The following is a 23,883-nucleotide window of genomic DNA, read 5'->3' as shown; positions in this document are numbered from 1 at the left end:
GGATGATTGAGTATGGCTATTAATACTGTTACCAAAGAGCAGGTTCAGGAGATCATGGAAAATTCGGAATTCGAGGTGTTTCACAAGGTTTTCGGAAAGCAATGCATCGTTGTTGCGAAGCTACCCAACGGCTTTACAGTTGTCGGTGAATCAGCTTGTGTAGATCCGAGCAACTATGACGAAACAATTGGTGCGAATATCGCCAGATCCCGCATTGAAAATAAGATCTGGGAGCTGGAAGGGTACAAGCTGCAAAACACACTCTCTTGATCGGATTATAAGCCTGGGAAGGGGGTGAGAATTTGAAATGGCATCAACGATTAAGGGGTGCAGTAAAGGGTGCTGTTAAAGCTGCTGCTTCTGGCTGGAAAGGTGCAGGGTTTGATTTTTCATCTTGGGCCGGGCGGACATTCTGGGGAATCGATAACAGCAAGCTTGCCTCAAATGAGAATATTTTCAGCGTTGTTACCAAGCTTGCGAATACAGTGTCATCTTTGCCACTAAAGTTGTACCGGGATTATGAGATTGTCACAGATCATCCAGTATCCGATTTATTGATAAACAGCCCTAACCCTAACATGGGTGGCTCTGAGTTGATAAACAAACTAGAGGTAGCTCGTAATGAGACCGGCAACGGATACGCGATCATCGGACGGGATATCAGGTATCAACCAACATCTATAACACCGGTAGAATCTGCTGCGGTTACGCCTGTCATCAATACGGACGACAATGTTTTGTGGTACGAGGTGCGCGGTGTGAAAAACACCTATTACGTCCACAACATCGACATGATCCACGTTAAGCACATCACTGGTACATCGAGGTGGCAGGGTATCAACCCTCTGGATGTGCTTAGAAATACGATTCAGTACGACAAAGCCGTCCAAGAATTCTCTTTGTCAGAGATGCAAAAGAAAGACAGTTTCATCTTGTCATATCAGGCGAATGTCGATAAAGAAAAACGTCAAAAAATTGTTGATGATTTTAAACGCTTCTATGCGGATAACGGCGGGATCTTATTCAAGGAACCGGGCGTAGAGATTAAAGAAATCGACAAAAAATATTTCTCATCTGATACGTTGGCATCCGAGCGAATTACTCGCTCAAGGGTAGCCAACGTTTTTAATGTCCCGGTGAGCTTTCTCAACGACAGTGAGGGTCAAAGTTATGCATCGAACGAACAGATGCAACTCCAATTTGTCCAGATGAAACTGACGCCAGACGTCCGCCAGTATGAACAAGAATTCAACCGCAAATTGTTGCGGCCTGAAGAGAGAAGGCAAGGCTTCTACTGGAAACTCAATATGGGTGCTTTATTGCGTGGTGATAGTGCAGCAAGAGCAGCGTTGTATCACAGCGGGCTTCGTGATGGGTGGCTGAGCCGTGATGAGGTTCGGGTTTCAGAGGATAAGCCGCCGAGAGGTGGTGCGGCTGATCAGTTGTGGATCTCTGGTGATATGTATCCGCTGGACATGGACCCAACACTCCGGAAAACTTCCGGATCTGGAACAACAACGAAAGGGGGTGAGAAGAATAATGAGTGAAAAACCAAAGAAGTATTGGGATTTTAAAGCCGCAGTTAATGGTGTAGGTGAGTTGTACATCTACGGAGACATTGTTTCCTGGGTATGGGACGAGTATCCCGAAGACACAAGCGCAACCAGCTTTAAACGCGACTTGGAAGCTTTAGGCGATATTACAACCCTGAAACTGTACATCAATTCCCCGGGGGGCTCTGTCTTCGAGGGCGTAACGATTTACAACATACTCAAGCGTCACAAGGCCCGTGTGATTGTCTACGTTGATGGACTGGCGGCCTCAATAGCCTCTGTTATTGCAATGGCGGGGGATGAGGTGCACATGCCGCGCAACGCTATGATGATGGTCCACAACCCATGGACATTTACGTGGGGGAATGCTGCTGAGCTGCGCAAAGCTGCCGACGATCTTGACCGTATTGGTGGTTCGATGGGAGAAAGTTACTTGGCTAAAGCAGGCGACAAGATTACTCCGGAAAAGCTTACAGAGCTGCTTGATGCCGAGACGTGGTTGTCTGCACAAGAGTGTTTGGACTACGGTCTGTGCGACGTTGTAGAAGCGGCAAACCAAACGGCTGCATCGGTCAGTCAAGAACTGTTTGCCAAGTACCGTAATGTGCCCCGGGATATCGCTGCAAAGCTCAATGAGCCAGAAGCGCCAGAGGCCAGTGGTAACGATGAAGAAACAGCTGCTTATCTCCAGCGAATCAGAGAAACGGCGGGACTTGAATTACAAAATATAAACTCATACCTGGGAGGTATTATTAATGGCTAAAACATTGTTTGATGTAAAAAACGATCTGGTAACAATCGGGGCTTCACTGGCGTCAACTAAACAGGACAAACTGGCAAAGGCGTCCGATCCAGAGGCGAAAATTGAAGATATTAAGGCGCTTGAAACTAAGGAGTCCAGCTTGCAAGCTCGCTTTGACATCTTGCAAAAAGAGCATGACCTAATGGAAGCTGAGCAAAAAGCTTCATTGGATCGTGATCGTAGCCCAGTTGACGGTGCTGGTGATCCTAAGGCTAAGGTAACGGCCGCGAAAGCTGCTTTGGTACGTGCCACAGTGCGGGGACAACGGGTACCTGATGATGTTCGGGCAGCACTGGGTGATGGAAACAATACAGGTGGCGAGAAAATCCTACCAAAAACAATGACAAATGAGTTGTTGCATGAACCATTTGTTAGAAATCCACTGAGAGATTCCTCTACTTTCACGAGCGTAACAAACCTTGAAATTCCGCGGATTAATTTCACTTTGGATGATGACGATTTTATCGCGGACACTGAAACTGCTAAGGAGATGAAAGCAGTCGGTGATGTCGTTACCTTTGGACGACACAAGTTCAAGGTTTTGGTGCCGGTTTCGGAAACAATCCTTGCTGCCACAGATACCAACCTGGTCCAAACGATTGATCGTGGCCTGGAAAGTGGACTGGCTGCTAAAGAGAAGAAGGTTGCTTTCGCGGCTATCCCTAAAACGGGTGAAGAGCATATGTCCTTCTATGGCGCTGGTATCAAAGAAGTCACTGCAGCCAGCAAATACTTGGCTATCAAAAAAGCAATTGCAGATTTGCACGAGGACTACCGCGAAAACGCAACGATCTACATGACATACTCGGACTATATGGACATTATCGAAATCCTGTCCAACGGTACAACAAACCTGTATACTGCTCAGCCAGAACAAGTGTTGGGTAAGCCTGTTGAGTTCTGTGACGCTGCCGTTGATCCGGTTGTTGGTGACTTCCAATACTCGCACTTCAACTATGATCCTGAGGTCATCTACGACCGTGATAAAAACGTCCGTACTGGCGTGTGGGATTTTGTCCTCACTGCATGGTTTGACCACCAAATCAAATTGAAATCTGCTTTCCGTATCGCAAAAAAGTCCTAACCCCAACCGCAACATTAGAACTAACGGGGCGAGAGGGAGAACATAACGGTGTCATGCACGCTGAGTTCGCTCTGTTGGACAAGGACGGGGTTAATTTATCCCTTGCTGCTGGAAATGTTGAATACATCAAACAGAACGGCGTGAACTTGGTACCTGACGACCAGGAAACACTATGGTTCGACGTTAGCAAGCCAGCCGGAAAGTATGTATTTGAGGTTAAGACCAAGGCGGGACAGGAATACCTTGCAATATTAGATTGGGAACCAGACCCTATGCCATAAGGCAGGAAGGGGCTATTTGTCATGCTCGAATTACCACTTGAAACACTAAAAAAATATCTGCGGATTGATGGGAGCGAGGATGATGATATCCTCGCTCTTTTAATTGAGGTGTCCAAGGAGTATCTAGCAGGTGCGGGTGTTCCAGAGTCAAATACGGCTCTGTATCGTCTGGCTGTGATGATGCATGTTGCTCTCAACTACGAAAACCGTAATCCGGCGATCAAAATTGAGAGCATCAACTTTGCACTGCAATCCATCATTCTACAAACAAAGGAATGGGGTGTTAGGGATGAACTATCCAGTAGTGAAGACATTCCGTGACCGTACTAGCCTCAAACGATACGTTGAAGGTGGAACTTACGAAACAAATGATCAGAACCGGGCTGAACATCTTCAAAAAGAAGGTTTTATTGGCTCGGAAATAAAGGAAACAAAGCCTAAAAAGAGTACCAAAGGCAAGGAGAAGTTTTCTTCTGACTTGGAAAAAGTGGGAGAGGCAACTTCTGAAAGTGGAAAGAAGATATCAGAAGCCATGAAAAAACTTTCTGATACAGGCGGTGATGCTAATGAATCCAGCAAAACTGAATCGAAGGATACTCCTGCAAAAGAAGAGTAGCGGTGGTGAGGATGAATCTGGATACCCTACAGAGCCTTCAAGTGATTGGGAGGATGTAATGACTGTCTACGCATCCAGAGAGCCGCTGAGAGGGCGTGAGTTCTTCGCGGCAGCAGCTGCCAATGCAGAGTTAACTCTCAGATACAAGATTCGCTACAGGGATAGTATAACGCCTGATATGCGATTCAAAGACCTAAACAACGGTCGTATCTGCAACATCACTGCGGTGCTGGATGATCCCTACGGAGACAGGACAGAAACTCACCTAATGGCTTTGGAAGAACGCACGAATGCTTAAGAGGGGTGTTCGTGTGAAAGGGTGTGGTTGATATGTTGATTGATCTTGAACCGGTCGTAATCTCCGCTATGCGTAATGATCCGGAGTTAATTGGTCTCCTTGGCCGTGATGCGAAGGGAAATACAAAAGTATACCCGCTTGCTGCGCCAGACATATCGCTCCCGAAAGTAACGTTTTTCGAATTGACCAACTTCGATAACAAGTTCGCGGGTGATATGGCCTTGAGCAGTGCAATTCACTTCCAGGTCGACGTCTGGCACAACAGCAATACGTCCAAAATCTCCAGCGCGGTCAACCGTGTCATGGAGTCTTTGGGCTTTGTTCGTAGCGGGACGAACAGTCTTTATGAGTCTGATACAAAGATATATCACAAGGTTTTACGTTATAAAAAAACACAGATAGGGAGTTGATTTATGTGGCAGTAACAGGGATCGCGGTTCCAGTGGGTTTGCAAGACATTTATTATGCCAAAGTGACGAAAGATGATGCTACAGGCACGGAGTACGGAACGCCGAAAGCATTATTGCCTGCAATTACAGCAAACGTAACACCTACCGTTGAATCGGCTACGCTACACGGCAATGATGGTCCAATCGTAACAGCCAATGCGCTCAGCGAGATTGAGGTAGAAATCGGTGTTGCGAATATTGATTTGGAGCAACAAGCGGATTTACTCGGTTCAACCATGAATGCAGACGGATTGTTGATTGATAACTCCGATGACCAAGCACCAGAGGTAGCCTTGGGGTTTCGTCGAAGCATGTCTGATGGCAGCTTTGTGTATACGTGGTTATTCAAAGGTAAATTCTCACTCCCAGCCGAGGAGGCTACAACAAAACAGGGCGAGATTGAATTCCAGACACCAACGATTACCGGAATCTTTTTGAAGCGTCTGTCCGATGGACACTGGAGAGTGCGGGCTGATAGCAGGAATCCAGACAGTGCTGCAGCCATTGCTGCTTGGTTTACTGCGGTACCGACAATCCCAAAGGCGTAGCTCCTTTGCCTGCAACACTTGCTCTAACAGGTCGTGAGGGTGAACACAATGGTACGAACCATGTGGAATATGAGCTGTTAGACGGGCAGGGAGTCCGCATATCTCTCGCACTAGGTGATGTTGAATATATCAGGCGGAATGGAACGCCACTTGTTCCAGATGACCAGGAAACATTGTGGTTTAACGAGGAAAGCACAGCTGGAACATACGTGTTTGAGGCAAAAACCACGACAGGCAAAGTGTACAAAGCTACTTTAGTCTGGGCTCCTTAAGATGGCAGGCAAAGTCGAACTGCAAGGTGTTGATCAGATGCTTGCCGCAATCCGGCAGAAGCTTGGTGATGGTGCCAAGAAGTTGGAGAATAGTACCTTACGTGAAGGTGGTGAGATTTTCGCAGCGGCTCAGCGCGAATTGGTTGCGGTCAGTGAGATAGACCACCTGCATATGAGAGATGACATTAAAGTCAGCTCCGTCCGATCAAATGACGGGGATAAGTATGTTGCAGTCGGTCCGGGTAAGGCCACTGGTTGGAGGGCTCACTTTTTGGAGCTAGGAACATCGAAAATGCCAGCTCAGCCATTTATATATCCATCATTTCATGAACAAAAAGCTCGGGTAACGCAATTTATGGCATCCGAGTTCAGAAAAGCACTGAGTTAGCAGGAGAGGGCGAACCCCTCTCTTTTTTCATGCTCAAAAACAGAAGGAGGAACACTTTTATGTCAAATGTGCGCGTCGTCACTGTCCCGATCAATCTGGACAAACCGAGAAACATCGTATTTGACCTGAATGCATTTATCGAGCTGGAAGAGATTTATGGCACCAAACAAGAAGCGGTCAAGGCTTTGCAAACAGGAGGGCTTAAACACGTCCGAGCGTGGCTGTGGGCTGGTCTAGTACATGAGGACAGAAGCCTGACAGTTGAAAGAGTCGGCAGTATTTTCTCATACACAGAACCCGAGGTCATCGTTGATATTTCGGACAAGATTCTCAGAGCTGCAACCGGTAATTTACCGAACGTAAAAAACTAATTCCCCAATCCTCCGGTGCAGCAGACGGTGAAAATACCGGATGGGATTGGGACTGGATGTATTACATGGGCACCGTCTTACTCGGAATGACGGATCAAGAGTTTTGGCGATGCACACCACGTAAACTGTTCGGTTTGTGGGAAGTGCATATGCGAGTTAATGGGCTTGATAAAGAAAATGAGAAACCGTCTGCGCCACCCGGATATATTGACCAATTCATTTAAAAAAGAGGTGATGGAATGGCGGATGAAATCGAAGTTGCTAACCTAGTCACCAAGCTGACATTAAGTGACTCGGGCGTTGAGCAGTCAATGGCACAATTGGGTCGGCAGATGCGGGTGGTGCAGTCCGAATTTGAAGCAGCTTCATCCAAATTGAGCACGTTTGGCAGTGCGGAGGAACAACTACGTGCCAAGTCTGAGAATCTTAACAAGCAAATGGAGATTCAAGGACAGAGGATCATACAGTTAAAACAACGGTTTGATGAATCTGCAGCGTCTAAAGGCAAAGACGCCAAAGAGACGGAAAATCTTGAAAATAAGCTGAATAAAGCTGTTGCTCAGTACAATAAAATGGATGCCGCTCTGAGAAGTACAGAATCGGAGATTCAGAAACAAACATCAGCTTGGAACAAGATGGCTACCGCGCTTGATGCAGCAGCTAAAAAGATGGAATCAGCAGGCCGGGCCATGAGTAATGCCGGGCAGAGCCTAACGATGATGTTAACAGCACCACTTGCTGCTGTTGGGGGAGTCGCAACAAAAGCATCCATTGATTATGAATCAGCCTTCGCTGGCGTGAGAAAAACCGTGGATGCGACAGAAGAGGAATTGCAAGATTTCAGTGATGGAATCCGTGATATGGCAAAAGAAATACCACAAGCCGCAACGGCTATTGCAGAGGTAGCTGAGGCAGCGGGTCAGTTGGGAATAAAGAACGAAGCGATCATGTCATTTACCCGGACCATGTCTGACCTGGGTGTTGCAACCAACATGACGAGCACACAAGCAGCCACTGACCTTGCCCGTCTTGCAAACATCACGCAGATGCCGCAAGAAAACTTTGACCGTTTAGGGGCTACAATCGTAGGATTGGGTAAAATTTGTTGCCCGGTTGCGAGGAAACTCGTAGCATAAAACACAGACCAAAATCGGTGAAGGCTAAAGGTTTTTCGGTGGTTAGCAACCACCGAGTGTGATATAATGGTGATAAAAATTGCCATCGGGGATGATTCGATTTGAGGCGGCTCACACACGAAGATTTCTTAATACGTGTTAAGGAATTGAAAGGAGCAGAGTACGAGATTATGAGCGAATATACTCTGTCAACTGCTCCAATCTCAGTTAAACATGTTTCTTGTGGTCGCATTTTTCAAACCACACCAGACAAATTCTATACGGGTGGTTGTATAACATGCGGATATGAAAAAATGAAGCGATCACAGCGTAAGACACATGAAAATTTCTTGGAAGAAGTGAAAGATAAAGCTAACGGAGAATATGAAGTCATCGACAAATATGTCAACAATACAACTAAAATCAGGGTGAAACATTCTGATTGTGGTCACGTTTACCTCGTTACTCCTAGGGATTTTCTAAGTGGTAGGAGATGTCCTAAATGTAAAAATAAAAGGATATCCTTAGGGGTTTCGAAATCACATTATGAATTCATTCTCAGATTCAAAAGTGTTGCCGGCTCGGAATATGAAATGCTGGGTGAATATAAGTCTGCAACGGCAAAGGTTGAAGTTTTTCACAAAGAATGCGGACTTGTATATGAAGTCGCTCCAATTAAATTCATGAGCGGGAATAGATGTCCTCGTTGTGCCCCTAAAGTGATTAGCAAAAAACTATCAATGTCATTAGAAGGGTTTAAACAACGTGTTAAAGACTTAGTCGGCACTGAGTTCTCAGTGTTGGGCGAGTACGAAAACAACCGGACAAAAACGAGAATGAAACATGAAGTTTGTGGTCACGAATGGGATGTTCAGCCTGATTCGTTCCTATCTGGAAACAGATGTCCACGTTGTAAAGAGAGTAAGGGCGAGAGACTTATTTCTGACTATTTGGAAAAAGATGAATTACTGTTCTCCCGTCAATACAAGATCGATGGATGTGAGTCAAAAGCTCCGTTAATTTTTGATTTTGCCATTTTTAAGGATACTGAAGAGTTAGCCGCTCTGATTGAATATCAAGGTGTTCAACATTATAAGCCTGTATCTATTTTTGGTGGTGTTAAAGCATTGGAAAAGCAGAGAGAAAGAGATGAAATAAAGAAGAAGTTCTGCTTTGACAATGAAATACCACTTATCGAAATACCTTATGATGTAGAAGACATACCCAGTCTTTTAAAATCACACTTGTCTGCGATTAGATCACTCTGAATTAAAGAGTGGTCTTTTTGTTTTCTTAAAACCAATGCTAATACCGAGGTAAGCAGGAAAACCGCCTGCCACCGTAACGCATAGGGACTGAGCGCTATAGGAAGCAAAAATGTCCCCACGAGTGGTCTGCACAGAAGAATATAAGAACTTCTCCGATATCCCCGTATCGGCCTAACGTGATAATCGAGGGTGAAAATGTATGCTGACCTTACGGGAAACCGTAAGAAGCAGAGGATAAAAAGCCTTTGCGATAACAATGTGAATAATCTCGCAACAACTGAAAGTGAAATTGTCTCTATGTCTCTTCGCTTGGCGGCGGCTGGTAACCAAGTCGGCATGAGTGAAGCGCAAATATTATCGCTTGGTGGGGCTCTGTCATCCGTTGGTATCGAAGCGGAAGCAGGAGGAACAGCGTTCAGCCGAGTCATGATTGAGATAGCCACGGCGGTACAAGTTGGGGGCAAGAGTCTCAATAACTTCGCGATGGTTGCAGGAATGAGTGCGAAAGAATTCCAAGCATCATTTAAAGCTGATGCCGCTGGTACGATTCTTGATTTTACCGAAGGTTTGGCCCGGATGTCGGCAGCTGGAGAAAATACATTTGCGGTATTGGATGCCTTGGGATTATCCGAAATACGTGTACGTGACTCATTGCTACGTGCATCTGGTGCAGGCGACTTGTTCCGAGAATCTTTGGAACTTGGTACGAAGGCCTGGGAAGAAAACACGGCATTGACCAATGAGGCAACAACGAGATACGAAACTACAGCATCGCAGTTGCAGATTTTGAAAAATAGAGTAATGGACGCAGCCATAACGCTCGGTGACGCACTTGTACCCGCGCTTATGGCTGCTTTTGCTGCAATTGAACCTGTTATTCAAGGTTTGATTCGCGGAGCTGAGACATTCGCTAGTTTTGATCAATCCACGCAAACCACAATCATTACGATTGCTGCTGTGGTCGCCGCGCTGGGCCCTGCTTTACTCATCGTTGGACAACTCACTATCTCAATATCTGCACTTATACCGGTTGTAAAGGCGCTTGGAACAGCGATGGTGTTTTTAGCGACCAACCCGTTGGGACTGGCGTTGACTGCCGTTGCCGCAGCAGCTGCTATCTTGACGACCGGGCTATATAACGCGAAACAAGCAACGGAAGAATTGCAGGCGGCCCAGGAGTCGTTACAGGTAGTTCAACAGAACGGGATTGACCGGGCAGAAATAGCATCGACTGAGGAGAAAATTCAAAAGCTGAACGAGCTTGCTGATTCATACAAACTCCTTGTGGAGACAGCAAATGATTCCAATGCAGCAGCTATGGGCAACAACATGAAAGCTTTGGTTTTTGCCGCGGATGAACTGGGGGTCGAGTTGGATGACCTGCGCAAGACTGCAAGAGAATTCGGGATTGATCTGGAGTACATTTCGGATGAAGGAAAATTAACAACTAAGTCGCTCAAAGAAATTAAAGCAGCTACTGATACGTATTCAACGGCTATCAAAAATGCTCAGAAAGCTACGACATCTGAGATTAATGAAATGGCGCGAGCTATTGCCGTGCGTAACCAGCAAATAGCCAGCACCGAAAATGTACTGAAATCCTACCTCAATGCCAAAAAGGGATCGCAGGAATGGGCGTCAGCTCAAAAAAGTCTGATCGATCAATTCCCGCAGTTCGCGACTGCAACAGGTATCAACACCGAGGCTGTAAAAGGGCTCCTCTTGGTCAAGCGTCAGGAAATAGAGGCTGAATGGATAAGCATCCAAGTTAAAGCTCAGGAAGCTCTGCAAGAGAAAAAAACAGCCATCGCCAAACAAGAAGCGGCAATCACAATTGCTGAGGGTATATCAAAAATAACTGGTGCAAGTGGACTGGCTGAGGCTGCCGTTCAAAAGATGAACGATCAATTGACCCGCTTGCGCGGAGAAGCTGCATCATTGCAGGCGTTGCTTGATATGAAACCAGAGGATATCAAACTTCCACCTATCACCGTACCGCCTGTTAACATCCCCAGTGCAGCTAACCTCGACCTTCCTGGTGGCAAGAAAAAGGGCGGTGGGGGTGCAAAGTCCAAGAAGACTCCAGCCGAAAAAGCTTACGAAAATGCTGCTTTGGATGCTGCGTACAAGCAGATGGAGCATAAAAAGAAAATGGATCAACTTACGCTTGAGAGTGAGCTGAAAACTCTTGAGACCATCAAGGCCAAGTATGTCAAAACGGCTGACGAACGCATGGAGATAGAGGAACGAATCTATGCGGTCAAAAAAGAGCTTGGAGACAAGTCGTTGGACAAGGCGTTGAAAGATTACGATCGCTCCAAGACGCTTGGCAAACTCAATGAAAATGACGAGATCAATCGCCTGAAACGGATCAAATCGCTGTATGCGGACTCCGCAGAAGAACGCGAGCGTATCGACGACATGATTTTCGAAGCCACTCAACGAAAGATTGAGAAGGAAAAGGAAGTCCGTAAGGAAGCTACCGAGTACACGAGCAAAATGCTTAGAGCGGCTTACGAGGATCGTCTGGCTCAAGAAGAGTTGACCGCTGAGGAGAAATATAAACTCGAAGATAAGTTGATGAACGATCAGATCTGGCTCAACAAAAACTATCTCGAAAAAGTGATGAAGGATTCCCGGTATAGCGCTCAGGAGAAAAAGGACATTGAGCGAGAAGTCACCGAGGCTATCAGGGTTCAAACCAATGACCGTCTAAACCTAGCTCGGAAATATGCTGAAGATGAGAAAAAGATCCTGGAGCAAAACAAGAAGGAGCAGATCGACAGCATCAACAACCTCTCCAAAGGAATTCAGGATGCGCTAAAGGCCAAGTACCAGGCCGAGAAGAAAGTCGCAGAAGAGGCTATCAAAGATTCTATAAGCGCGAATGAGGCTTGGAAAACCAGTCAGCTTGATTCTATAAAGACTGTTTACAACGCTCGTGTAGAAGCCGCACAGAAGGCCGCAGACGAAGAAATTGCACGAATCAACAGTGTGGTTAATGCTCAAATCGAAGCGATACAGGCGCAACTTGATGCGCTTGATAAAGCTGAGCAGCAACGGAGCCGGGCTGAGTTGGACGCAGACGATCAAAAGAAGATTGACCGCCTCAATGGAATGATTGAATACGAACATGATGATTTCAACAAAGCGCAACTGCAAAAGGAACTGAACAAGGTCATAGCTGATCAAAATGAACGTCATCGGCAGGAACAGCTCCAGGATACAAAGGATGCGCTTAAGGCAGAGCAGCAAACGTTGAAGGAAAAGTTAACTGCTGAGACGCAGGCAATCAAGGATAATTTGGCTCTTAAAAAAGAAATCATGCAAGCAGACTATGACGCCGATGTTGCAAGGATAAACGCTCTGTACGAGACGCAAAAGGCTTCCCTTAATGCCCAACTGGTGGAGACACAGGCAACGTATGACAAGATGCTGGATGCCAAGAAGATCCAAGCTGAGGCTGAGAAGATGATTGTCCAGAATCAACAGGAGGACATCATTAAATTGCTTGATGGCTTTGGTGATGCGTACAACACCACTGGACAAACGCTTGGTGAAAAGATGTATCAAGGGTTTAAGGAAAAGGTTGATCAAATCCAATCACTCATTTCATCCATTAATGCTCAGATTGATGCTGCTAGAAGTTCGGCGGTATCCGCACTGAATGCAGTTAGTGGCGGCGGAGGCGGTGGAGGAACATCGTCTGGTGGCGGTTCATCAAGCAGCGGGACGGAGACAAGAACTGCCGTTAAGGTTGAAGTCGTCAACAACTTTAATAGCAAGGTGACGTCTCCGAGTGATGTCGCTCGTGCAACTCAGCAGGCAGCACAAAAAATGGCTTATTAAGGAGGTGCCAGATTGGAAAAGGTCACATTTACAAATTCACGCGGTGAGAGCCTTGTTTTTGGCACCTCAAAGCCGTTTTATATGGAAACTATCACAGGTGTTGGTGGCGTACCTGCCAACATCCTATCAAGTAAATCTCCCTATCAGGATGGGTCCTCATTCATTGGAATGAACTTGGCAGAGCGACCAATTGGAATAAAAGGTGGTATCATTGCCAGCACTCGTCAACAGATGTTTCAGTATCGGCGTGACTTTATGAGGATACTCAATCCCAAGCTTGGACTAGGAACATTGGTTTACACCAACTCAGCTCGAAGCTATTCAATTAAAGCCGTGGCTGAGGGCACTCCTGATTTCGATGATAAACGCATTGTGAATAACCAGCCATTTGTAATAAATTTCATTTGTCCAGATCCATATTTCACAGATGTGACCCGGATATCAAAAGGGTTAAGGTTCGAAGAGAGCGGCATGATTTTCCCTCTTCGCTTACCAACTCAATTCGCACTAAGTGCGTATCGGGGGATATTCCAAAATGACGGAGATGTTGAAACGCCTGTAGAGATCCATTACCAGGGTCCGGCGCTTAATCCGGTTGTTATTAACGACACTACAGGCGAATACATCAAGGTTAATTATGATCTTTCAGAGGAAGATGTTTTGGTCATTACCACAAACTTTGGTCAGAAGCGGGTTGAGGTCGTCAATCCTGATGGCACTAGGACAAATGTGTTCCACTGGATCGACCTGGGCAGCACCTTCTTCCAACTCTTGCCGGGGCAAAACATGCTGAGGTACGACAGTGACCGAGAAGGCGACAGGGCGGTGGCGATTGTTACAATCTACTGGTACAACCGATATGGGGGTGGGTGATCGATGGAGATCAAAATACCATCTGTTCGTATTCTGGATAGAGATTTTAATCTGTTGGGCGAGATTGACGATTACGAAAGTTTGCAGTTAACCCGGAGGTTTTATCGATCTGGGGAATTTGAGTTGCACATTGCACTTCATAAGCAACATGTCGACAAACTGCAAAAAGAGAACATCATCGTTATTGACAACAAAGGACATAAATCCGGGATTATCCAATATCGCCAAATCGGTCAGGATGACAAAGGAATCGAAACCCTGATCATTAAAGGGCCTACTCTTGGTGGCGCTCTTGATAGGCGGGTCACTGTAACGGATAACTTCGATCGAGTGCGTGGACCTGCCGAAACGGTGATGAAACACTATGTGAACAATCACCTAATAAACAGCTCTGTGGTTGCCAGACGCGTCCCATTCTTCGCCAATGCAACTAATCAAGGTCGGGGTAAAGAAACACCTTGGCAAACCAGATTCGAACCATTGAACGTTGTCATACAGGAGATTGCAGAGTGGTGTGATATCGGTTGGTATGTGTCACTGGATTATACATCCCACAAGTGGGTGTTCGAAGTGTTGGAGGGTCGGAATCTGACCGCAGGACAATCAGACAGACCACCTGTGATATTCTCCCACGATTTCGACAACATCGAATCTCAGTCGTTTGTGGACTCGGACCAACAGTATAAGAACATCGGGTACGCAGGTGGTCAAGGGGAATACGAGGATCGCCTAATCCAAATGGTAGGCTCGGGTTCGGGACTGGACAGACGTGAGGTGTTTCTGGATTGTTCGAGCGCTGAAGATGCTGCCGAGCTAGTGGAAATGGGCAACCAAAAGCTATCTGAGCAAAAACGGATCATTACCTTCGACGGAAGGATCCTGGATACTCGTAGTTTCGTATTTGAAAAGGACTGGGATCTGGGGGACATCGTTACCGTTCAAAACAAAAATTGGGGTCTTACTTTGGATAGTAGGATAACTGAGGTTAAAGAGATTTTCGAGCCAGAATCAAAAATAGAGGTATCGCTTGGTGACGAGATACCGACGATTACTCAGTTCGTGAAGCAACTTAAAAACAACGTAAAAAGGAGCGGATAACATGCCTGAAAAATCAGGTTTTTTCGACTCGACATCAGATGATATTCGGGCGTATCCAGCAAGGGACTTCGCTGATTACTTCGCTCAGATACTGACCAACGGTGTCTTTAATGGTGGCCAGTTTCTTAATCCGACTGCTACGGGGTTAGATGCTAATGTTTCGGTCAGTCCGGGCTACGCTTGGATTAATGGATATGTGTACAGCATCTATGATGGCCCGTTATCTTTGCCGATACAACCAGCAACTGCACAGGCCAGAATAGATAGGATCGTAATCAGATTAGATACAAGCACTGCTGTTAGATTGGTGAGGATGGTTGTTTTGCAGGGTAATCCTGCAACGACCCCGACACCGCCGCCATTGGTTAGGTCGGGCACTCAGTACGACATTTCCATTGCGCAAGTTCTCGTCCCGGCAAACTCAACCATCATCACACAGGCTAACATCACTGATGAGCGTTTAAACAATGCTGTGTGCGGTCTTGTCAACTCGCTTGTAAAGGTAGATACTACTGTATTCCAACAGCAGTGGGATGACTTCATCAGGGATGTGCAACAGGAAGGTTTTGCAACAACGCAATACGTTGATAATCGCGTCCTCACAGGTGGCTATGGAGCAACTACCAACAGTGGGAATGTGTACTCAGTGACTTTGAATCCTGCGCCTACAGCACTCGTTGCCGGTCTTAGGGCTACTATAAGAATTAATGCCGCGAACACTGGAGCAGCAACAATAAACGTAAATGGTTTGGGTGCGAAAGCTATCCTGAAATCAAACGGCAGTGCATTGACTGCAAATAGTCTCCGATCCGCATCGGTTTATTCGCTTGTCTACAACGGAACGTCTTTTATCTTACAGGGTGAAGGGGGTGAGTATGGTACAGCAGTAGCTGGGGATGTGAGGTCCACAAAAACAATCGGTACTGATTCAGGTATAGTGACTGGAGCGCTTATAACTAGAAATACATCGGAGACAATTGTTGTTCCGGGCGAAACTGATCAGGTGTTGCCTTCTGGTATTTACGATTTCCCGATAAAAGTAGAGGGTAGGGTTGCAAAAAAATATGCAACAGGATTAATCACTAGCCCTGCTACGTCAATACAGTTCACAAGTTACAACGACATTAGTTATGGAGCATACCCTCTTTTAGTAACTGGGCTAACATTCAGGCCTACAGTAGTTGTCGTCACAAGGCAGGTTCTTGGCACTCGCGATGTCAGTACGTATACGTTTGCTTTCAACAACGCCGCCCCTAATGCAAGTGGGACTACGTTTAATTATTGTTCAATTCTCAACACAACACAAAGTAACATAATTGAATTTATAAAGATAAATGAGTACACAGGGGCAGGGTCAAACGCACGAGGCTACATGAATGATACAAGTTTCTGTTTACCTGTTACGACGGGAAATGTTTTATACAGATGGGAGGCTTTCGGATGATAGAAATAGGGGCGAAGGTTTACTATGACAAAGATACAGGGAATGTCATTCAGGAAATTGGAGAGCGTTCAGGTGGTGTTATTGAGACGAATACTGAGCAGGACTTTACTTCTTACGTTACGCTATCTGAGCGAGTTCCTGAATCGGTTGAAATGATTCAGTTTGAATACGGAGCGTTCGAGGCAGATTATAAAATTGGCGGAATCATTACCCGCATCGATCTTGAAACGATGGAACCATTATTCACTTATCCCGACCCTAACGATCCCGAAACCCCACAAGAGCCGCGTCCAGCGCTCTCGGAACAGGTAGGTTCGTTAGGTGGTCAAATGGCTGAAATGAAGCTACAAGGGATTGAGAACCAAACGGTAATCAACAGCCTCGGTGATGGATTGACCAACGTGAAGGTGCAGAGCATCCAGCAACAACAAACGATCACCTCTTTGGGTCAAGAGCTGGCAGCAGCTAAGCTTGAAATCATCCAACTGAAGGGGGGTGAACAAGCATGACATTCTGGTCTCTCGCTTTTCGAATGAAATGGGTAACTGCTGAAGCGCTGAGGATTGCAGTGCTCACAGATAGCAACCCGTTTGGGGAAATTACACCTGAGCAGTATGGGCAGATCACAGGCATTGAATATCAATAGAGACGGCACGCCCGATAAATGGAGCGTGTTTTTTTGTGTCCAAATATAGAGAGAAGTGGGGGGGAGCGGAATGCCTGAGGAGGGGCTGACAATTGAAAAATTACGCACGAAAACCGACGAGTTAACAGCGCAATTGCAGAATCTGAGCGCGGAATTCACACGCTTGACTGCGCAGACATTATCAGACGAAGCCAGGTTTAAGCTTATCGAACAAACTACAGGCAGGCATGACGACGAGATCAGGCAACTCAAGGACTCCACACGTATGATGCAACTGCAGTTTGACCAGGTCATGACTAAGATCGACACGCTTGAAATGAAGCTGTTCAGTTGGCTCCAGCAGACGCAGCAGGACAGTGTCAAGGAGAGAACAACCAGTCAGAAGCAGTGGATGAGCTTTCTGCAGTTTGTATTAGGTGGAACGGTCATTGCTATCGTGACGGCAATTTTCGTTAAGGGAGGATTGTAACATGAATCCATTCGAGGGATTTCGTTTAACCAGTCCATTCGGCTGGCGTATTCACCCGGTGTACAAGACGCGGAAATTCCATAAGGGCGTGGACCTTGTTATAAGCCCGTCAAACGGCCCTCTGTACGCTTTTGTAGGCGGCGAGGTGTTACACGCTAAGATGGGTGTCACGGGGTCAGGATTCGGCGGATACGGGAACACAGTCGCTATTAAGGATGACAAAGGATACCTTCATATCTATGCTCATCTATCGTCGGTCAACGTTTCAGTCGGTCAGCGAGTTAAACAAGGTGAGAAGGTAGGAAACCAGGGTAGCACTGGGGTTAGTACTGGGGCACATCTGCATTATGAGATCCGGAAGAAATCCAGTCCGTCATATGGGTTCACGGTGGATGAATCCGGTGTAGTGGAGCCGACACAGTACCTTGTAAATTATTACGGGCAGCAGCCTACAACTGATAAGGGGGACGAGCCAATGACGGCAGAAGAAAAGAAACGGGTTGAGGATCTGGAGGCCACATCAAAGGCACAGGCGGAGTGGATCAAGGCTGAGAAGGCCAAAGCCAATATGCCATGCCCGGACTGGGCAAAAACGGCGTATGAGCACTACAAGGATTACATTGCAGACGAGACGGGCAGTTATGAATTTTGGCGGTTACTTGTGATTGAGTACCGTAAGGAAAAAGGAATAAAAGTCACTAAGGAGGCGGGTAAGTGATGGACACAGTATGGAATGAACTGGCACGTCCGGTCATTACGGATGTGCTTTTTGCTGTTATTACGTTGTTCATTGCAGCAGTGGGTATTTTTCTGTTGCGAAAGTGGAAAGAGCTTGGCAAGTACATCACCGCAAAAAGGCAGGCTACCAAGGCTTTAGGTACAGAGTCTTTACAGAATACGCTATGGAGTATTGCGCAGGAAGCTTATGTTAAGGCAGAGTACGCAGCCGAGAAGTTGGCCGGATCTGAAAAGATGGATGTCGCCTTGAATTATGCGTTGGATAAACTACGTGGATTGGGTATTAACCACACACGAGACGAGGTTAAGACCAAGATTCAAGAGGCGTGGGTGAAGCTGGATAAAGTGCCAAATCAACAGGGTACTACAAGTGTGGTTCCGCAAATCACAATCAGTCATGATAACGCTAATCCTGAGGCGGTTGCTAAAGTTTTAAGGGCGGAAATTGAGAAGGCGGTCCAGTCTGGGTGACAGATAAACAATGGCAATAACTCCATTGGTTGATTGCTGATGGAGTTATTTTCTTCTTGAATAACGAACGATTGTTCGCATATAATACAAACAAACGTTCTTGTTTGGAGGGGTGAATATGCCAGTAAAATACTTGGGTTGGTTAGTTGAAATCATTTATGAGGATCAAAGTGGGAAGATCACAAAGCGGAGAATACAGGTCAAAAGTATACGTTCAGGGATGATCAAAGCTGATGATTTATTGTCAGGTCAGCCACGGACATTTCGCGAATCAGGTTTGCTGGCATGCTATCCGATAAGAACAACAGCATAGGGGGCAGAGTCATGTTATCTGATTATGAACGAAAGGTATTACGGATCTTATACAACTACAGCAGCGGACGGCGACGCTTGCCAACTGTCCACGAATTGACGGTTAAAACAGGCAAGTATAAGGCGGACGTAATGGCTGCATTGGAGGCCCTTATAGACGCACGGTACATACACTGGGAGGATAAGTCGGATACGGCTAATATCGTCATCCTAGAGGGTTGGGAACGCGAGGGGGAACGACCTAAGGTTGATCATAGACCACCAGCGGCTAATAACCTTAACTATTGGACTGAATACTGAATGGAGGTGCTACCGTGCGAAGTAGACTTGAGGGAAACGGATTGTATGAAAGCTCAAGGATGATTATGCCAGAGCATAGGGAGGCATGGTTGGCACAACAGGAGGAAATGCTGGAGAAGGAAAAGCCTATGTTAGACGAGCAGGAATTGCAGCTTATTTACTCCTTGCTGAACGACTCCTTTCACCAGCGCATTCGCGTTCGTGTCACAGTCTTTGATCCCATTGAGGATAAGGTGTATGAAGGTATCGTATCAGTGGTAAACACATTCCTTAAGGAAATTAAACTGGTTTTTGAGGACGGGGATTGGAAGTACATCAAGCTGGCTACTATCATTTCAGTTACATAAACGACAAAAAAGAGCAGTGAGGACAATGACCTCCTGCTCTTTCGGTATTAAGGTTACTCTTTAGATACGTATTCCCTAGGTACCCATCCGGATCCACCGGGGAAGCTGACTTTCAAATTTGTTAAAGAGCTGCCCGCTATGTTTACCTCTGTTCCAGACTTAACTTTATACACTTTGCCCGAAACGATCATTTCATTTATACCATTATCGTTATTAGCGATGTAGTATTTGATAACCAATTCAAGATCGTCTTTTGTCAGACCTACATAGGTGTTTTGATTTATGTATCCACGATCTCCAGTTAATACGTTTTTAGTCGATGTTGCTTTGCTGGTTGAGTTCAAGTTGCTTTTATTGTTGCTACAGAAGGTCAGACCAAAAAAGAATACGAGAACAATAAGACCGATACATCCAATAGCCAGAGGGTTAGGCTTTTTCTCTTGCTGCTGCACAGGCTCCGGTGGTGAAGTCAACTCTGGCGTTTGAGTTGGTTCGGGGCCAGCATTATCAGACAACATACTCCCGCAGTGCTTACACTTGATTGCTTCATCCTGGATTTCTTCAGCGCAATAAGGACACTTTTTCAATTGGCATCACCTTTGACATCTCCAATTTTCTGGAGGTAATTATAAGTAGTCTAACAGACCTATGAAGGCATTTCTATAATTTCCCTATAATTCTGGTTTATCTATGAAAATACTTCTTGTAAAACATACGGCTTTACCGTATATTTAATCCAGACAAGCAAATAGGAAATTTAAGGAGGAATGAGCATTGACCTTGAATCAGTACCGAGAACTGGCTGATCAGATTGGAGGAGAGGTCGGGGAGCAGCTCACTGCACTTGTGGACGAACTGGAAGAAGCCAGAAGAATTATACGTGGGAAGAAATACCCACCACTCCTAGGAAGCAAAGAGGTAGCTACCCAGATTGGAGCAGATCCAAAGAATATGCATCATGTTCGCAAAAACAAAATGTTTCCTGAGCCTGATGTTATGGTGGGTACAAGACCATTCTGGTTCAAACCATCGATTGATGAATACCAGGAAAAAATGGAAGAGTGGCGCACAAAAGAGAAGCCAGAATAAAGGGGATAAAGCACGATGGAACTGGTCACGTTTCTGTTGTTTTCAATGATTGAGATGTTTGGTGCGTTTGTGTTCATGATGGTTCTTTTCAGAGAGAATCCACTGGAGTACACCTGGCAGGCTGCTGTCGTTGCAATTCTTATGGGACTCCAAAGTTATTTCTTGCGGGAAATTGATCTTGGATTTATAGCGGTGGTGATCAACATTTTATTTTATGTTCTACTGCTTGCGACTGTGGTCCGATTGCCGTTGATCTGGTCCGCAATTATAGCGTGCGCTGGATTCTTCCCTTATGCGTTTGCCCAGGCAGCTCTGTTCGAATTTTTTCAAGGAGAATTGCTGCAGTTGATCACAAGTATTTCATTCATGCTTTTGGCTTACATACTGTATCGATTCGGGATCGGATTTGAGGCGAATTATAGTATCCTCCGGTTCCGATGGGAAAAGATCATGGTGGTGTTAGTGGTTATAGGCGCCTTTTCTCTTACCGCAATCACTATGTATCAGAAAGCAGTATGGATCAACATTCTGTTCTTTGGGGCAGCGTCTGGTCTGTTCCTGTACTACGCTATTAGGAAAGAGAGGAAGGAAAAATGATTGAGGCAGCAGCCGGCAGACTCGCTAGACATATCAAATCAGTTGTGCCGGATCATCCGACTCCAGAAGAGGACCTAAACCATTCACTAATAATCATTATTAATTTCGTTACAGTTTTAGGCCTGGCAATGATCGGAGCAATCTTTACTGGACGGTTCGGAGAAACACTCTTGTTACTCCAATGCTTTGCCATCCTTCGTCAGTTAACAGGCGGTTTGCACTTGGAATCCAGTACATGGTGTGCAGTGGCAACGGCAGGTGTAGCAACAGCTTTATCTCTTGTGACACTTAATAATAGCTGGGTAATCACGTTGACGGCTGTCAGTGCAGTTATAGTGGCGCTATATGCTCCATCAGGAATTGAGAGACAGACTATAATTCCACCGCGCTTTTTCCCGATATTAAGATTAGCAGGTGTACTTGTCGTTGCATCAAATCTATGGTTCAACTCGTCAGTAGCAGCAATAGCATTTTTTGTACAGGCTCTTACTCTTATTGCTAACGAACACTTCACGAGAGGAGGTGAAACAACATGAGAACAGTAATCTATTCCGCAATTGCATCTAGCCTTGGAGCACTCGCAGTATTGTCTGTAATGCCTGCAAGTTTGGTTTTCGTTAATAATCCGAAGCCGCCACAGCACTTGCTCAAAAAATAATGGAGGACCACATATATGGAAAAAGTAACTCTTCTGGTTGATCCGAAAGGGAAAATGGGTGTGGTCCCAGTCCCGATCACCGACATACTATATCTGTCTTATATTAGCAAGCTTCGGAAAGTTGCTTTTTATACTGCCGATGCGACATATTACTTTATGGGCAGCAAAGAGCACTGGACTGAAGTTCTTAACAACAGTGGAGCTCGCTTTGTGGACGTTGACCGGAACAGCTCGGTCAATGTCGAAAAGGTTCGCCGCACGGAAGAAACACCTTACTACGCATACTTTGAGAAGTTTAGGAGAGTCAAAGAATTAAGGTGTTCTATGTCCGCAAGAGGATACAACGATCTACTTCAAGAACTCTCCATAGGTACTGAAAAACAATATAAACTTGTTCCAATATTCCAATGAAAAGAGGGGCCACCGTCATAGTGCGGTGGCCCCTCTTTTTTTGCGTTAAACATAATAACATAGTTCTTATGTAATATGTTGTCGAATTACAGTGTCGAATGCGTTAAATTCAGACGACCAATTTTAATTTACAAATCTTGTGATGTGGGGTTAAATGGGAAATAGGAACAAGATTTCCTCTTGACGAGTAATGAACTTTACAATGGTGTAAAGTTAAACCTCCGGGTGGAGCAGTGAAAATGCTCCGGCCTGTGAGCTATCTGGGCCACTCGTAAAGGTCCGCCTCCGTACATCCCAGTATAATGCAAATGCCCCGCATATTCAGGGCTGGCATGGGACGTCTGCCGTTTTCATATAACGAAAGCAGCGTAGGAGAGACAGTCAATCCGAGTTTAGTACGTAGCCTTTCAGAAAGTTCTTCCTGAGTAAGACCAGCACGTAACCGTAGATCGCGCAACAGGCACTTCCCGAAGGTCAGTGCCATATGTATGCCTCCATATTCGGTTGTTTAAACTCTTTTCTAAGAACGTTCGTTCGTATATAATTACAATACTACATACCGGGGGTCTTGCCTTATGAATAGCATTGATGCTGAGCATTTCCTAAAATCCATCGCAGCCGACACGCCAGAAAACCAAAAGTTGATTGAAGAGTTTCTTAATTCCCTGTCTTCCGATTCAGAAACAGACGAGCCATAGCTTGTAGTTCTTTCTTTTCCTCTACCGTTAATTCACGTCCAGCGAAATTGAAATCCCCTTTGATGAAAGATTCGTCATCCAAATCAACCTTCTCGATCATATCCCTCTCAGCCTCGGTTAAGTTGCTGTGGGGGTTATTTGTGTGTCCCAAAACCCAATCCATTGTTACCCCATAGTAGTCACAAAGCACTTTCAAAGTATCATAATCAGGTTTATTTCTTCCGGCCTCGTAACCACTCAAAGTCTTATTATTAATCCCCGTATGATCCCTAACTTGAAGCTGGGAGAGCTTCAAATCCTTTCTAATCTTTTTCAATCTTTCAGCGTAAATTGCAGCCATTTTTCTGTTCACCTCTTCTTATGGATATTAGCATATTGTCCAAGTTAAGAAAAATTATTATCTGTTTCAAAGAATTATTTTTTGGAAAAGGTGTTGACTTCTTCGATACAGAGAATTATATTGGGGATACGAAATTTCTCTGATACAGAGAATTATCACCCCAAAATGGAGAAAGGAGGACGGAGGATGAATTCGAGTGAAATCGCCATCCATCCAGTTGAAGATGAATTTATTGGAATTCCAGTACGTGTGAGGCTTCTTCAGTACATTAAGTCTAAAGGTTATGTATTAAGGGTTATTGCTGAAAAGTCTGGGATTGGTGAAAAAAAGTTCTACAAGATTATGAATGGTGATTGCCGATTGACAGCCGATGATTTAGAAAAGATTTGCACGAAAGGCTTGGCAATAGAACCAGCATATTTTTTTGAGAATAAATTCTCTGAAATGGAGAATTGATACTAGAGAAAGTATACGGTAAAACCGTATAACCGTCAATAG

36 protein-coding genes are annotated in these 23,883 nt (G+C 45.5%); 33 read left to right on the top strand and 3 right to left on the bottom strand.

Features of this window, described 5'->3' with window-relative positions:
• The first annotated feature begins 12 nt into the window (after positions 1-12).
• The 27 genes from ACDJ58_RS24015 to ACDJ58_RS23885 all read left to right on the top strand — a co-directional run bounded on the left by ACDJ58_RS24015 (position 13) and on the right by ACDJ58_RS23885 (position 19,592).
• Positions 13-270: a Gp49 family protein gene (locus tag ACDJ58_RS24015; protein ID WP_413373313.1), complete on the top strand. Its 258-nt coding sequence runs from the start codon at positions 13-15 to the stop codon at positions 268-270.
• 32 nt (positions 271-302) lie between these two features.
• The gene (locus ACDJ58_RS24010) at positions 303-1,547 is read left to right on the top strand and encodes a phage portal protein (RefSeq protein ID WP_413373312.1); all 1,245 of its coding nucleotides are present in this window, start codon (positions 303-305) and stop codon (positions 1,545-1,547) included.
• Positions 1,540-2,316, top strand: a complete 777-nt coding sequence (locus ACDJ58_RS24005; RefSeq protein WP_413373310.1) for a head maturation protease, ClpP-related — start codon at positions 1,540-1,542, stop codon at positions 2,314-2,316. The genes ACDJ58_RS24010 and ACDJ58_RS24005 overlap by 8 nt, the downstream gene beginning before the upstream one ends.
• Positions 2,309-3,439: a phage major capsid protein gene (locus ACDJ58_RS24000; protein ID WP_413373308.1), complete on the top strand. Its 1,131-nt coding sequence runs from the start codon at positions 2,309-2,311 to the stop codon at positions 3,437-3,439. Before ACDJ58_RS24005 ends, ACDJ58_RS24000 begins: the two co-directional genes overlap by 8 nt.
• Before the next feature lie 53 nt (positions 3,440-3,492).
• Positions 3,493-3,720, top strand: coding sequence for a hypothetical protein (locus ACDJ58_RS23995; protein ID WP_413373306.1), 228 nt, complete (start codon positions 3,493-3,495; stop codon positions 3,718-3,720).
• Positions 3,721-3,741: 21 nt separating this feature from the next.
• Complete coding sequence (locus tag ACDJ58_RS23990; protein ID WP_413373304.1) at positions 3,742-4,041, top strand: head-tail connector protein; 300 nt, start codon at positions 3,742-3,744, stop codon at positions 4,039-4,041.
• Positions 4,010-4,336 (top strand): hypothetical protein, encoded by a 327-nt coding sequence (locus ACDJ58_RS23985; protein WP_413373303.1) that lies wholly within the window; start codon positions 4,010-4,012, stop codon positions 4,334-4,336. The genes ACDJ58_RS23990 and ACDJ58_RS23985 overlap by 32 nt, the downstream gene beginning before the upstream one ends.
• Positions 4,281-4,634: a phage head closure protein gene (locus tag ACDJ58_RS23980; RefSeq protein WP_413373301.1), complete on the top strand. Its 354-nt coding sequence runs from the start codon at positions 4,281-4,283 to the stop codon at positions 4,632-4,634. Before ACDJ58_RS23985 ends, ACDJ58_RS23980 begins: the two co-directional genes overlap by 56 nt.
• Before the next feature lie 32 nt (positions 4,635-4,666).
• Positions 4,667-5,044 carry a hypothetical protein gene (locus ACDJ58_RS23975; RefSeq protein ID WP_413373300.1) on the top strand — a complete coding sequence of 126 codons (378 nt, stop codon included), beginning with the start codon at positions 4,667-4,669 and terminating at the stop codon, positions 5,042-5,044.
• 5 nt (positions 5,045-5,049) lie between these two features.
• Positions 5,050-5,631, top strand: a complete 582-nt coding sequence (locus tag ACDJ58_RS23970) for a major tail protein (protein WP_413373298.1) — start codon at positions 5,050-5,052, stop codon at positions 5,629-5,631.
• Positions 5,632-5,636: 5 nt separating this feature from the next.
• Positions 5,637-5,903 carry a hypothetical protein gene (locus tag ACDJ58_RS23965; RefSeq protein WP_413373296.1) on the top strand — a complete coding sequence of 89 codons (267 nt, stop codon included), beginning with the start codon at positions 5,637-5,639 and terminating at the stop codon, positions 5,901-5,903.
• 1 nt (position 5,904) lies between these two features.
• Positions 5,905-6,291 carry an HK97-gp10 family putative phage morphogenesis protein gene (locus ACDJ58_RS23960; protein ID WP_413373294.1) on the top strand — a complete coding sequence of 129 codons (387 nt, stop codon included), beginning with the start codon at positions 5,905-5,907 and terminating at the stop codon, positions 6,289-6,291.
• A gap of 59 nt (positions 6,292-6,350) precedes the next feature.
• The gene (locus ACDJ58_RS23955; RefSeq protein WP_413373292.1) at positions 6,351-6,662 is read left to right on the top strand and encodes a hypothetical protein; all 312 of its coding nucleotides are present in this window, start codon (positions 6,351-6,353) and stop codon (positions 6,660-6,662) included.
• A 65-nt stretch (positions 6,663-6,727) separates the two neighbouring features.
• Positions 6,728-6,886, top strand: coding sequence for a hypothetical protein (locus ACDJ58_RS23950; RefSeq protein ID WP_413373290.1), 159 nt, complete (start codon positions 6,728-6,730; stop codon positions 6,884-6,886).
• A 15-nt stretch (positions 6,887-6,901) separates the two neighbouring features.
• Complete coding sequence (locus ACDJ58_RS23945; RefSeq protein ID WP_413373288.1) at positions 6,902-7,798, top strand: phage tail tape measure protein; 897 nt, start codon at positions 6,902-6,904, stop codon at positions 7,796-7,798.
• 170 nt (positions 7,799-7,968) lie between these two features.
• Positions 7,969-9,045: a hypothetical protein gene (locus ACDJ58_RS23940; RefSeq protein WP_413373287.1), complete on the top strand. Its 1,077-nt coding sequence runs from the start codon at positions 7,969-7,971 to the stop codon at positions 9,043-9,045.
• A gap of 195 nt (positions 9,046-9,240) precedes the next feature.
• Positions 9,241-12,894 carry a phage tail tape measure protein gene (locus ACDJ58_RS23935; protein ID WP_413373285.1) on the top strand — a complete coding sequence of 1,218 codons (3,654 nt, stop codon included), beginning with the start codon at positions 9,241-9,243 and terminating at the stop codon, positions 12,892-12,894.
• Between the two features lie 12 nt (positions 12,895-12,906).
• Positions 12,907-13,767 (top strand): phage tail family protein, encoded by an 861-nt coding sequence (locus ACDJ58_RS23930; RefSeq protein WP_413373283.1) that lies wholly within the window; start codon positions 12,907-12,909, stop codon positions 13,765-13,767.
• Between the two features lie 3 nt (positions 13,768-13,770).
• Entirely contained in the window at positions 13,771-14,865 is a 1,095-nt protein-coding gene (locus ACDJ58_RS23925) for a siphovirus ReqiPepy6 Gp37-like family protein (protein ID WP_413373281.1), read from the top strand.
• A 1-nt stretch (position 14,866) separates the two neighbouring features.
• On the top strand, positions 14,867-16,309 hold the full coding sequence (locus ACDJ58_RS23920) for a hypothetical protein (RefSeq protein WP_413373279.1): 1,443 nt from the start codon (positions 14,867-14,869) through the stop codon (positions 16,307-16,309).
• Positions 16,306-16,818 (top strand): hypothetical protein, encoded by a 513-nt coding sequence (locus ACDJ58_RS23915; RefSeq protein WP_413373277.1) that lies wholly within the window; start codon positions 16,306-16,308, stop codon positions 16,816-16,818. Before ACDJ58_RS23920 ends, ACDJ58_RS23915 begins: the two co-directional genes overlap by 4 nt.
• Positions 16,815-16,955, top strand: a complete 141-nt coding sequence (locus ACDJ58_RS23910; RefSeq protein ID WP_413373275.1) for an XkdX family protein — start codon at positions 16,815-16,817, stop codon at positions 16,953-16,955. The genes ACDJ58_RS23915 and ACDJ58_RS23910 overlap by 4 nt, the downstream gene beginning before the upstream one ends.
• Positions 16,956-17,025: 70 nt before the next feature.
• The gene (locus tag ACDJ58_RS23905; protein ID WP_413373273.1) at positions 17,026-17,424 is read left to right on the top strand and encodes a hypothetical protein; all 399 of its coding nucleotides are present in this window, start codon (positions 17,026-17,028) and stop codon (positions 17,422-17,424) included.
• 1 nt (position 17,425) lies between these two features.
• A complete protein-coding gene (locus tag ACDJ58_RS23900) occupies positions 17,426-18,142 on the top strand; it encodes a M23 family metallopeptidase (RefSeq protein ID WP_413373271.1) in 717 nt (238 codons plus the stop codon).
• Positions 18,142-18,633 (top strand): phage holin, LLH family, encoded by a 492-nt coding sequence (locus tag ACDJ58_RS23895; protein ID WP_413373269.1) that lies wholly within the window; start codon positions 18,142-18,144, stop codon positions 18,631-18,633. Before ACDJ58_RS23900 ends, ACDJ58_RS23895 begins: the two co-directional genes overlap by 1 nt.
• Positions 18,634-18,957: 324 nt before the next feature.
• The gene (locus ACDJ58_RS23890; RefSeq protein ID WP_413373267.1) at positions 18,958-19,245 is read left to right on the top strand and encodes a hypothetical protein; all 288 of its coding nucleotides are present in this window, start codon (positions 18,958-18,960) and stop codon (positions 19,243-19,245) included.
• Between the two features lie 59 nt (positions 19,246-19,304).
• On the top strand, positions 19,305-19,592 hold the full coding sequence (locus ACDJ58_RS23885) for a YolD-like family protein (RefSeq protein ID WP_413379804.1): 288 nt from the start codon (positions 19,305-19,307) through the stop codon (positions 19,590-19,592).
• 53 nt (positions 19,593-19,645) lie between these two features.
• Here the strand turns inward: ACDJ58_RS23885 and ACDJ58_RS23880 are convergent, their stop codons facing one another.
• Positions 19,646-20,179 carry a zinc ribbon domain-containing protein gene (locus ACDJ58_RS23880; RefSeq protein ID WP_413373265.1) on the bottom strand — a complete coding sequence of 178 codons (534 nt, stop codon included), beginning with the start codon at positions 20,177-20,179 and terminating at the stop codon, positions 19,646-19,648.
• A 187-nt stretch (positions 20,180-20,366) separates the two neighbouring features.
• Between ACDJ58_RS23880 and ACDJ58_RS23875 the strand changes: the two genes are divergently transcribed.
• Genes ACDJ58_RS23875 through ACDJ58_RS23855 form a run of 5 tightly spaced genes read left to right on the top strand, consistent with a single transcriptional unit; the run spans position 20,367 to position 22,347 of the window.
• The gene (locus tag ACDJ58_RS23875) at positions 20,367-20,681 is read left to right on the top strand and encodes a hypothetical protein (RefSeq protein ID WP_413373263.1); all 315 of its coding nucleotides are present in this window, start codon (positions 20,367-20,369) and stop codon (positions 20,679-20,681) included.
• Positions 20,682-20,696: 15 nt separating this feature from the next.
• Complete coding sequence (locus ACDJ58_RS23870) at positions 20,697-21,278, top strand: hypothetical protein (RefSeq protein WP_413373261.1); 582 nt, start codon at positions 20,697-20,699, stop codon at positions 21,276-21,278.
• Positions 21,275-21,814: an accessory gene regulator B family protein gene (locus ACDJ58_RS23865; RefSeq protein ID WP_413373260.1), complete on the top strand. Its 540-nt coding sequence runs from the start codon at positions 21,275-21,277 to the stop codon at positions 21,812-21,814. Before ACDJ58_RS23870 ends, ACDJ58_RS23865 begins: the two co-directional genes overlap by 4 nt.
• Positions 21,811-21,936 (top strand): cyclic lactone autoinducer peptide, encoded by a 126-nt coding sequence (locus ACDJ58_RS23860; RefSeq protein ID WP_143805367.1) that lies wholly within the window; start codon positions 21,811-21,813, stop codon positions 21,934-21,936. The genes ACDJ58_RS23865 and ACDJ58_RS23860 overlap by 4 nt, the downstream gene beginning before the upstream one ends.
• Before the next feature lie 15 nt (positions 21,937-21,951).
• Complete coding sequence (locus ACDJ58_RS23855) at positions 21,952-22,347, top strand: LytTR family transcriptional regulator DNA-binding domain-containing protein (protein ID WP_413373258.1); 396 nt, start codon at positions 21,952-21,954, stop codon at positions 22,345-22,347.
• Positions 22,348-22,603: 256 nt separating this feature from the next.
• Here ACDJ58_RS23855 and ACDJ58_RS23850 read toward each other — a convergent pair whose 3' ends face one another.
• On the bottom strand, positions 22,604-22,831 hold the full coding sequence (locus ACDJ58_RS23850; RefSeq protein WP_413373256.1) for a helix-turn-helix domain-containing protein: 228 nt from the start codon (positions 22,829-22,831) through the stop codon (positions 22,604-22,606).
• A 173-nt stretch (positions 22,832-23,004) separates the two neighbouring features.
• Positions 23,005-23,385 (bottom strand): helix-turn-helix domain-containing protein, encoded by a 381-nt coding sequence (locus ACDJ58_RS23845; RefSeq protein WP_413373254.1) that lies wholly within the window; start codon positions 23,383-23,385, stop codon positions 23,005-23,007.
• Between the two features lie 186 nt (positions 23,386-23,571).
• Between ACDJ58_RS23845 and ACDJ58_RS23840 the strand changes: the two genes are divergently transcribed.
• Positions 23,572-23,841, top strand: a complete 270-nt coding sequence (locus tag ACDJ58_RS23840) for a hypothetical protein (protein ID WP_413373252.1) — start codon at positions 23,572-23,574, stop codon at positions 23,839-23,841.
• Positions 23,842-23,883: the final 42 nt, after the last annotated feature.

The sequence above is a fragment of the Paenibacillus taichungensis genome, assembly GCF_047302525.1.
Lineage (GTDB): Bacteria > Bacillota > Bacilli > Paenibacillales > Paenibacillaceae > Paenibacillus > Paenibacillus taichungensis_B.
Note: the sequence above shows the minus strand (reverse complement) of the source record. Positions and strands in the feature narration are given on the sequence as shown.

Coding starts and splice junctions, on each gene's coding strand:
- ACDJ58_RS24015 (WP_413373313.1), top strand. CDS start 13: ATGGCTATTAATACTGTTACCAAAGAGCAGGTTCAGGAGATCATGGAA.
- ACDJ58_RS24005 (WP_413373310.1), top strand. CDS start 1,540: ATGAGTGAAAAACCAAAGAAGTATTGGGATTTTAAAGCCGCAGTTAAT.
- ACDJ58_RS24000 (WP_413373308.1), top strand. CDS start 2,309: ATGGCTAAAACATTGTTTGATGTAAAAAACGATCTGGTAACAATCGGG.
- ACDJ58_RS23995 (WP_413373306.1), top strand. CDS start 3,493: ATGCACGCTGAGTTCGCTCTGTTGGACAAGGACGGGGTTAATTTATCC.
- ACDJ58_RS23990 (WP_413373304.1), top strand. CDS start 3,742: ATGCTCGAATTACCACTTGAAACACTAAAAAAATATCTGCGGATTGAT.
- ACDJ58_RS23985 (WP_413373303.1), top strand. CDS start 4,010: ATGAACTATCCAGTAGTGAAGACATTCCGTGACCGTACTAGCCTCAAA.
- ACDJ58_RS23980 (WP_413373301.1), top strand. CDS start 4,281: ATGCTAATGAATCCAGCAAAACTGAATCGAAGGATACTCCTGCAAAAG.
- ACDJ58_RS23975 (WP_413373300.1), top strand. CDS start 4,667: ATGTTGATTGATCTTGAACCGGTCGTAATCTCCGCTATGCGTAATGAT.
- ACDJ58_RS23960 (WP_413373294.1), top strand. CDS start 5,905: ATGGCAGGCAAAGTCGAACTGCAAGGTGTTGATCAGATGCTTGCCGCA.
- ACDJ58_RS23955 (WP_413373292.1), top strand. CDS start 6,351: ATGTCAAATGTGCGCGTCGTCACTGTCCCGATCAATCTGGACAAACCG.
- ACDJ58_RS23950 (WP_413373290.1), top strand. CDS start 6,728: ATGGGCACCGTCTTACTCGGAATGACGGATCAAGAGTTTTGGCGATGC.
- ACDJ58_RS23945 (WP_413373288.1), top strand. CDS start 6,902: ATGGCGGATGAAATCGAAGTTGCTAACCTAGTCACCAAGCTGACATTA.
- ACDJ58_RS23940 (WP_413373287.1), top strand. CDS start 7,969: ATGAGCGAATATACTCTGTCAACTGCTCCAATCTCAGTTAAACATGTT.
- ACDJ58_RS23935 (WP_413373285.1), top strand. CDS start 9,241: ATGTATGCTGACCTTACGGGAAACCGTAAGAAGCAGAGGATAAAAAGC.
- ACDJ58_RS23925 (WP_413373281.1), top strand. CDS start 13,771: ATGGAGATCAAAATACCATCTGTTCGTATTCTGGATAGAGATTTTAAT.
- ACDJ58_RS23920 (WP_413373279.1), top strand. CDS start 14,867: ATGCCTGAAAAATCAGGTTTTTTCGACTCGACATCAGATGATATTCGG.
- ACDJ58_RS23915 (WP_413373277.1), top strand. CDS start 16,306: ATGATAGAAATAGGGGCGAAGGTTTACTATGACAAAGATACAGGGAAT.
- ACDJ58_RS23910 (WP_413373275.1), top strand. CDS start 16,815: ATGACATTCTGGTCTCTCGCTTTTCGAATGAAATGGGTAACTGCTGAA.
- ACDJ58_RS23905 (WP_413373273.1), top strand. CDS start 17,026: ATGCCTGAGGAGGGGCTGACAATTGAAAAATTACGCACGAAAACCGAC.
- ACDJ58_RS23900 (WP_413373271.1), top strand. CDS start 17,426: ATGAATCCATTCGAGGGATTTCGTTTAACCAGTCCATTCGGCTGGCGT.
- ACDJ58_RS23895 (WP_413373269.1), top strand. CDS start 18,142: ATGGACACAGTATGGAATGAACTGGCACGTCCGGTCATTACGGATGTG.
- ACDJ58_RS23890 (WP_413373267.1), top strand. CDS start 18,958: ATGTTATCTGATTATGAACGAAAGGTATTACGGATCTTATACAACTAC.
- ACDJ58_RS23885 (WP_413379804.1), top strand. CDS start 19,305: ATGATTATGCCAGAGCATAGGGAGGCATGGTTGGCACAACAGGAGGAA.
- ACDJ58_RS23870 (WP_413373261.1), top strand. CDS start 20,697: ATGGAACTGGTCACGTTTCTGTTGTTTTCAATGATTGAGATGTTTGGT.
- ACDJ58_RS23865 (WP_413373260.1), top strand. CDS start 21,275: ATGATTGAGGCAGCAGCCGGCAGACTCGCTAGACATATCAAATCAGTT.
- ACDJ58_RS23860 (WP_143805367.1), top strand. CDS start 21,811: ATGAGAACAGTAATCTATTCCGCAATTGCATCTAGCCTTGGAGCACTC.
- ACDJ58_RS23855 (WP_413373258.1), top strand. CDS start 21,952: ATGGAAAAAGTAACTCTTCTGGTTGATCCGAAAGGGAAAATGGGTGTG.
- ACDJ58_RS23850 (WP_413373256.1), bottom strand. CDS start 22,831: ATGGCACTGACCTTCGGGAAGTGCCTGTTGCGCGATCTACGGTTACGT.
- ACDJ58_RS23845 (WP_413373254.1), bottom strand. CDS start 23,385: ATGGCTGCAATTTACGCTGAAAGATTGAAAAAGATTAGAAAGGATTTG.
- ACDJ58_RS23840 (WP_413373252.1), top strand. CDS start 23,572: ATGAATTCGAGTGAAATCGCCATCCATCCAGTTGAAGATGAATTTATT.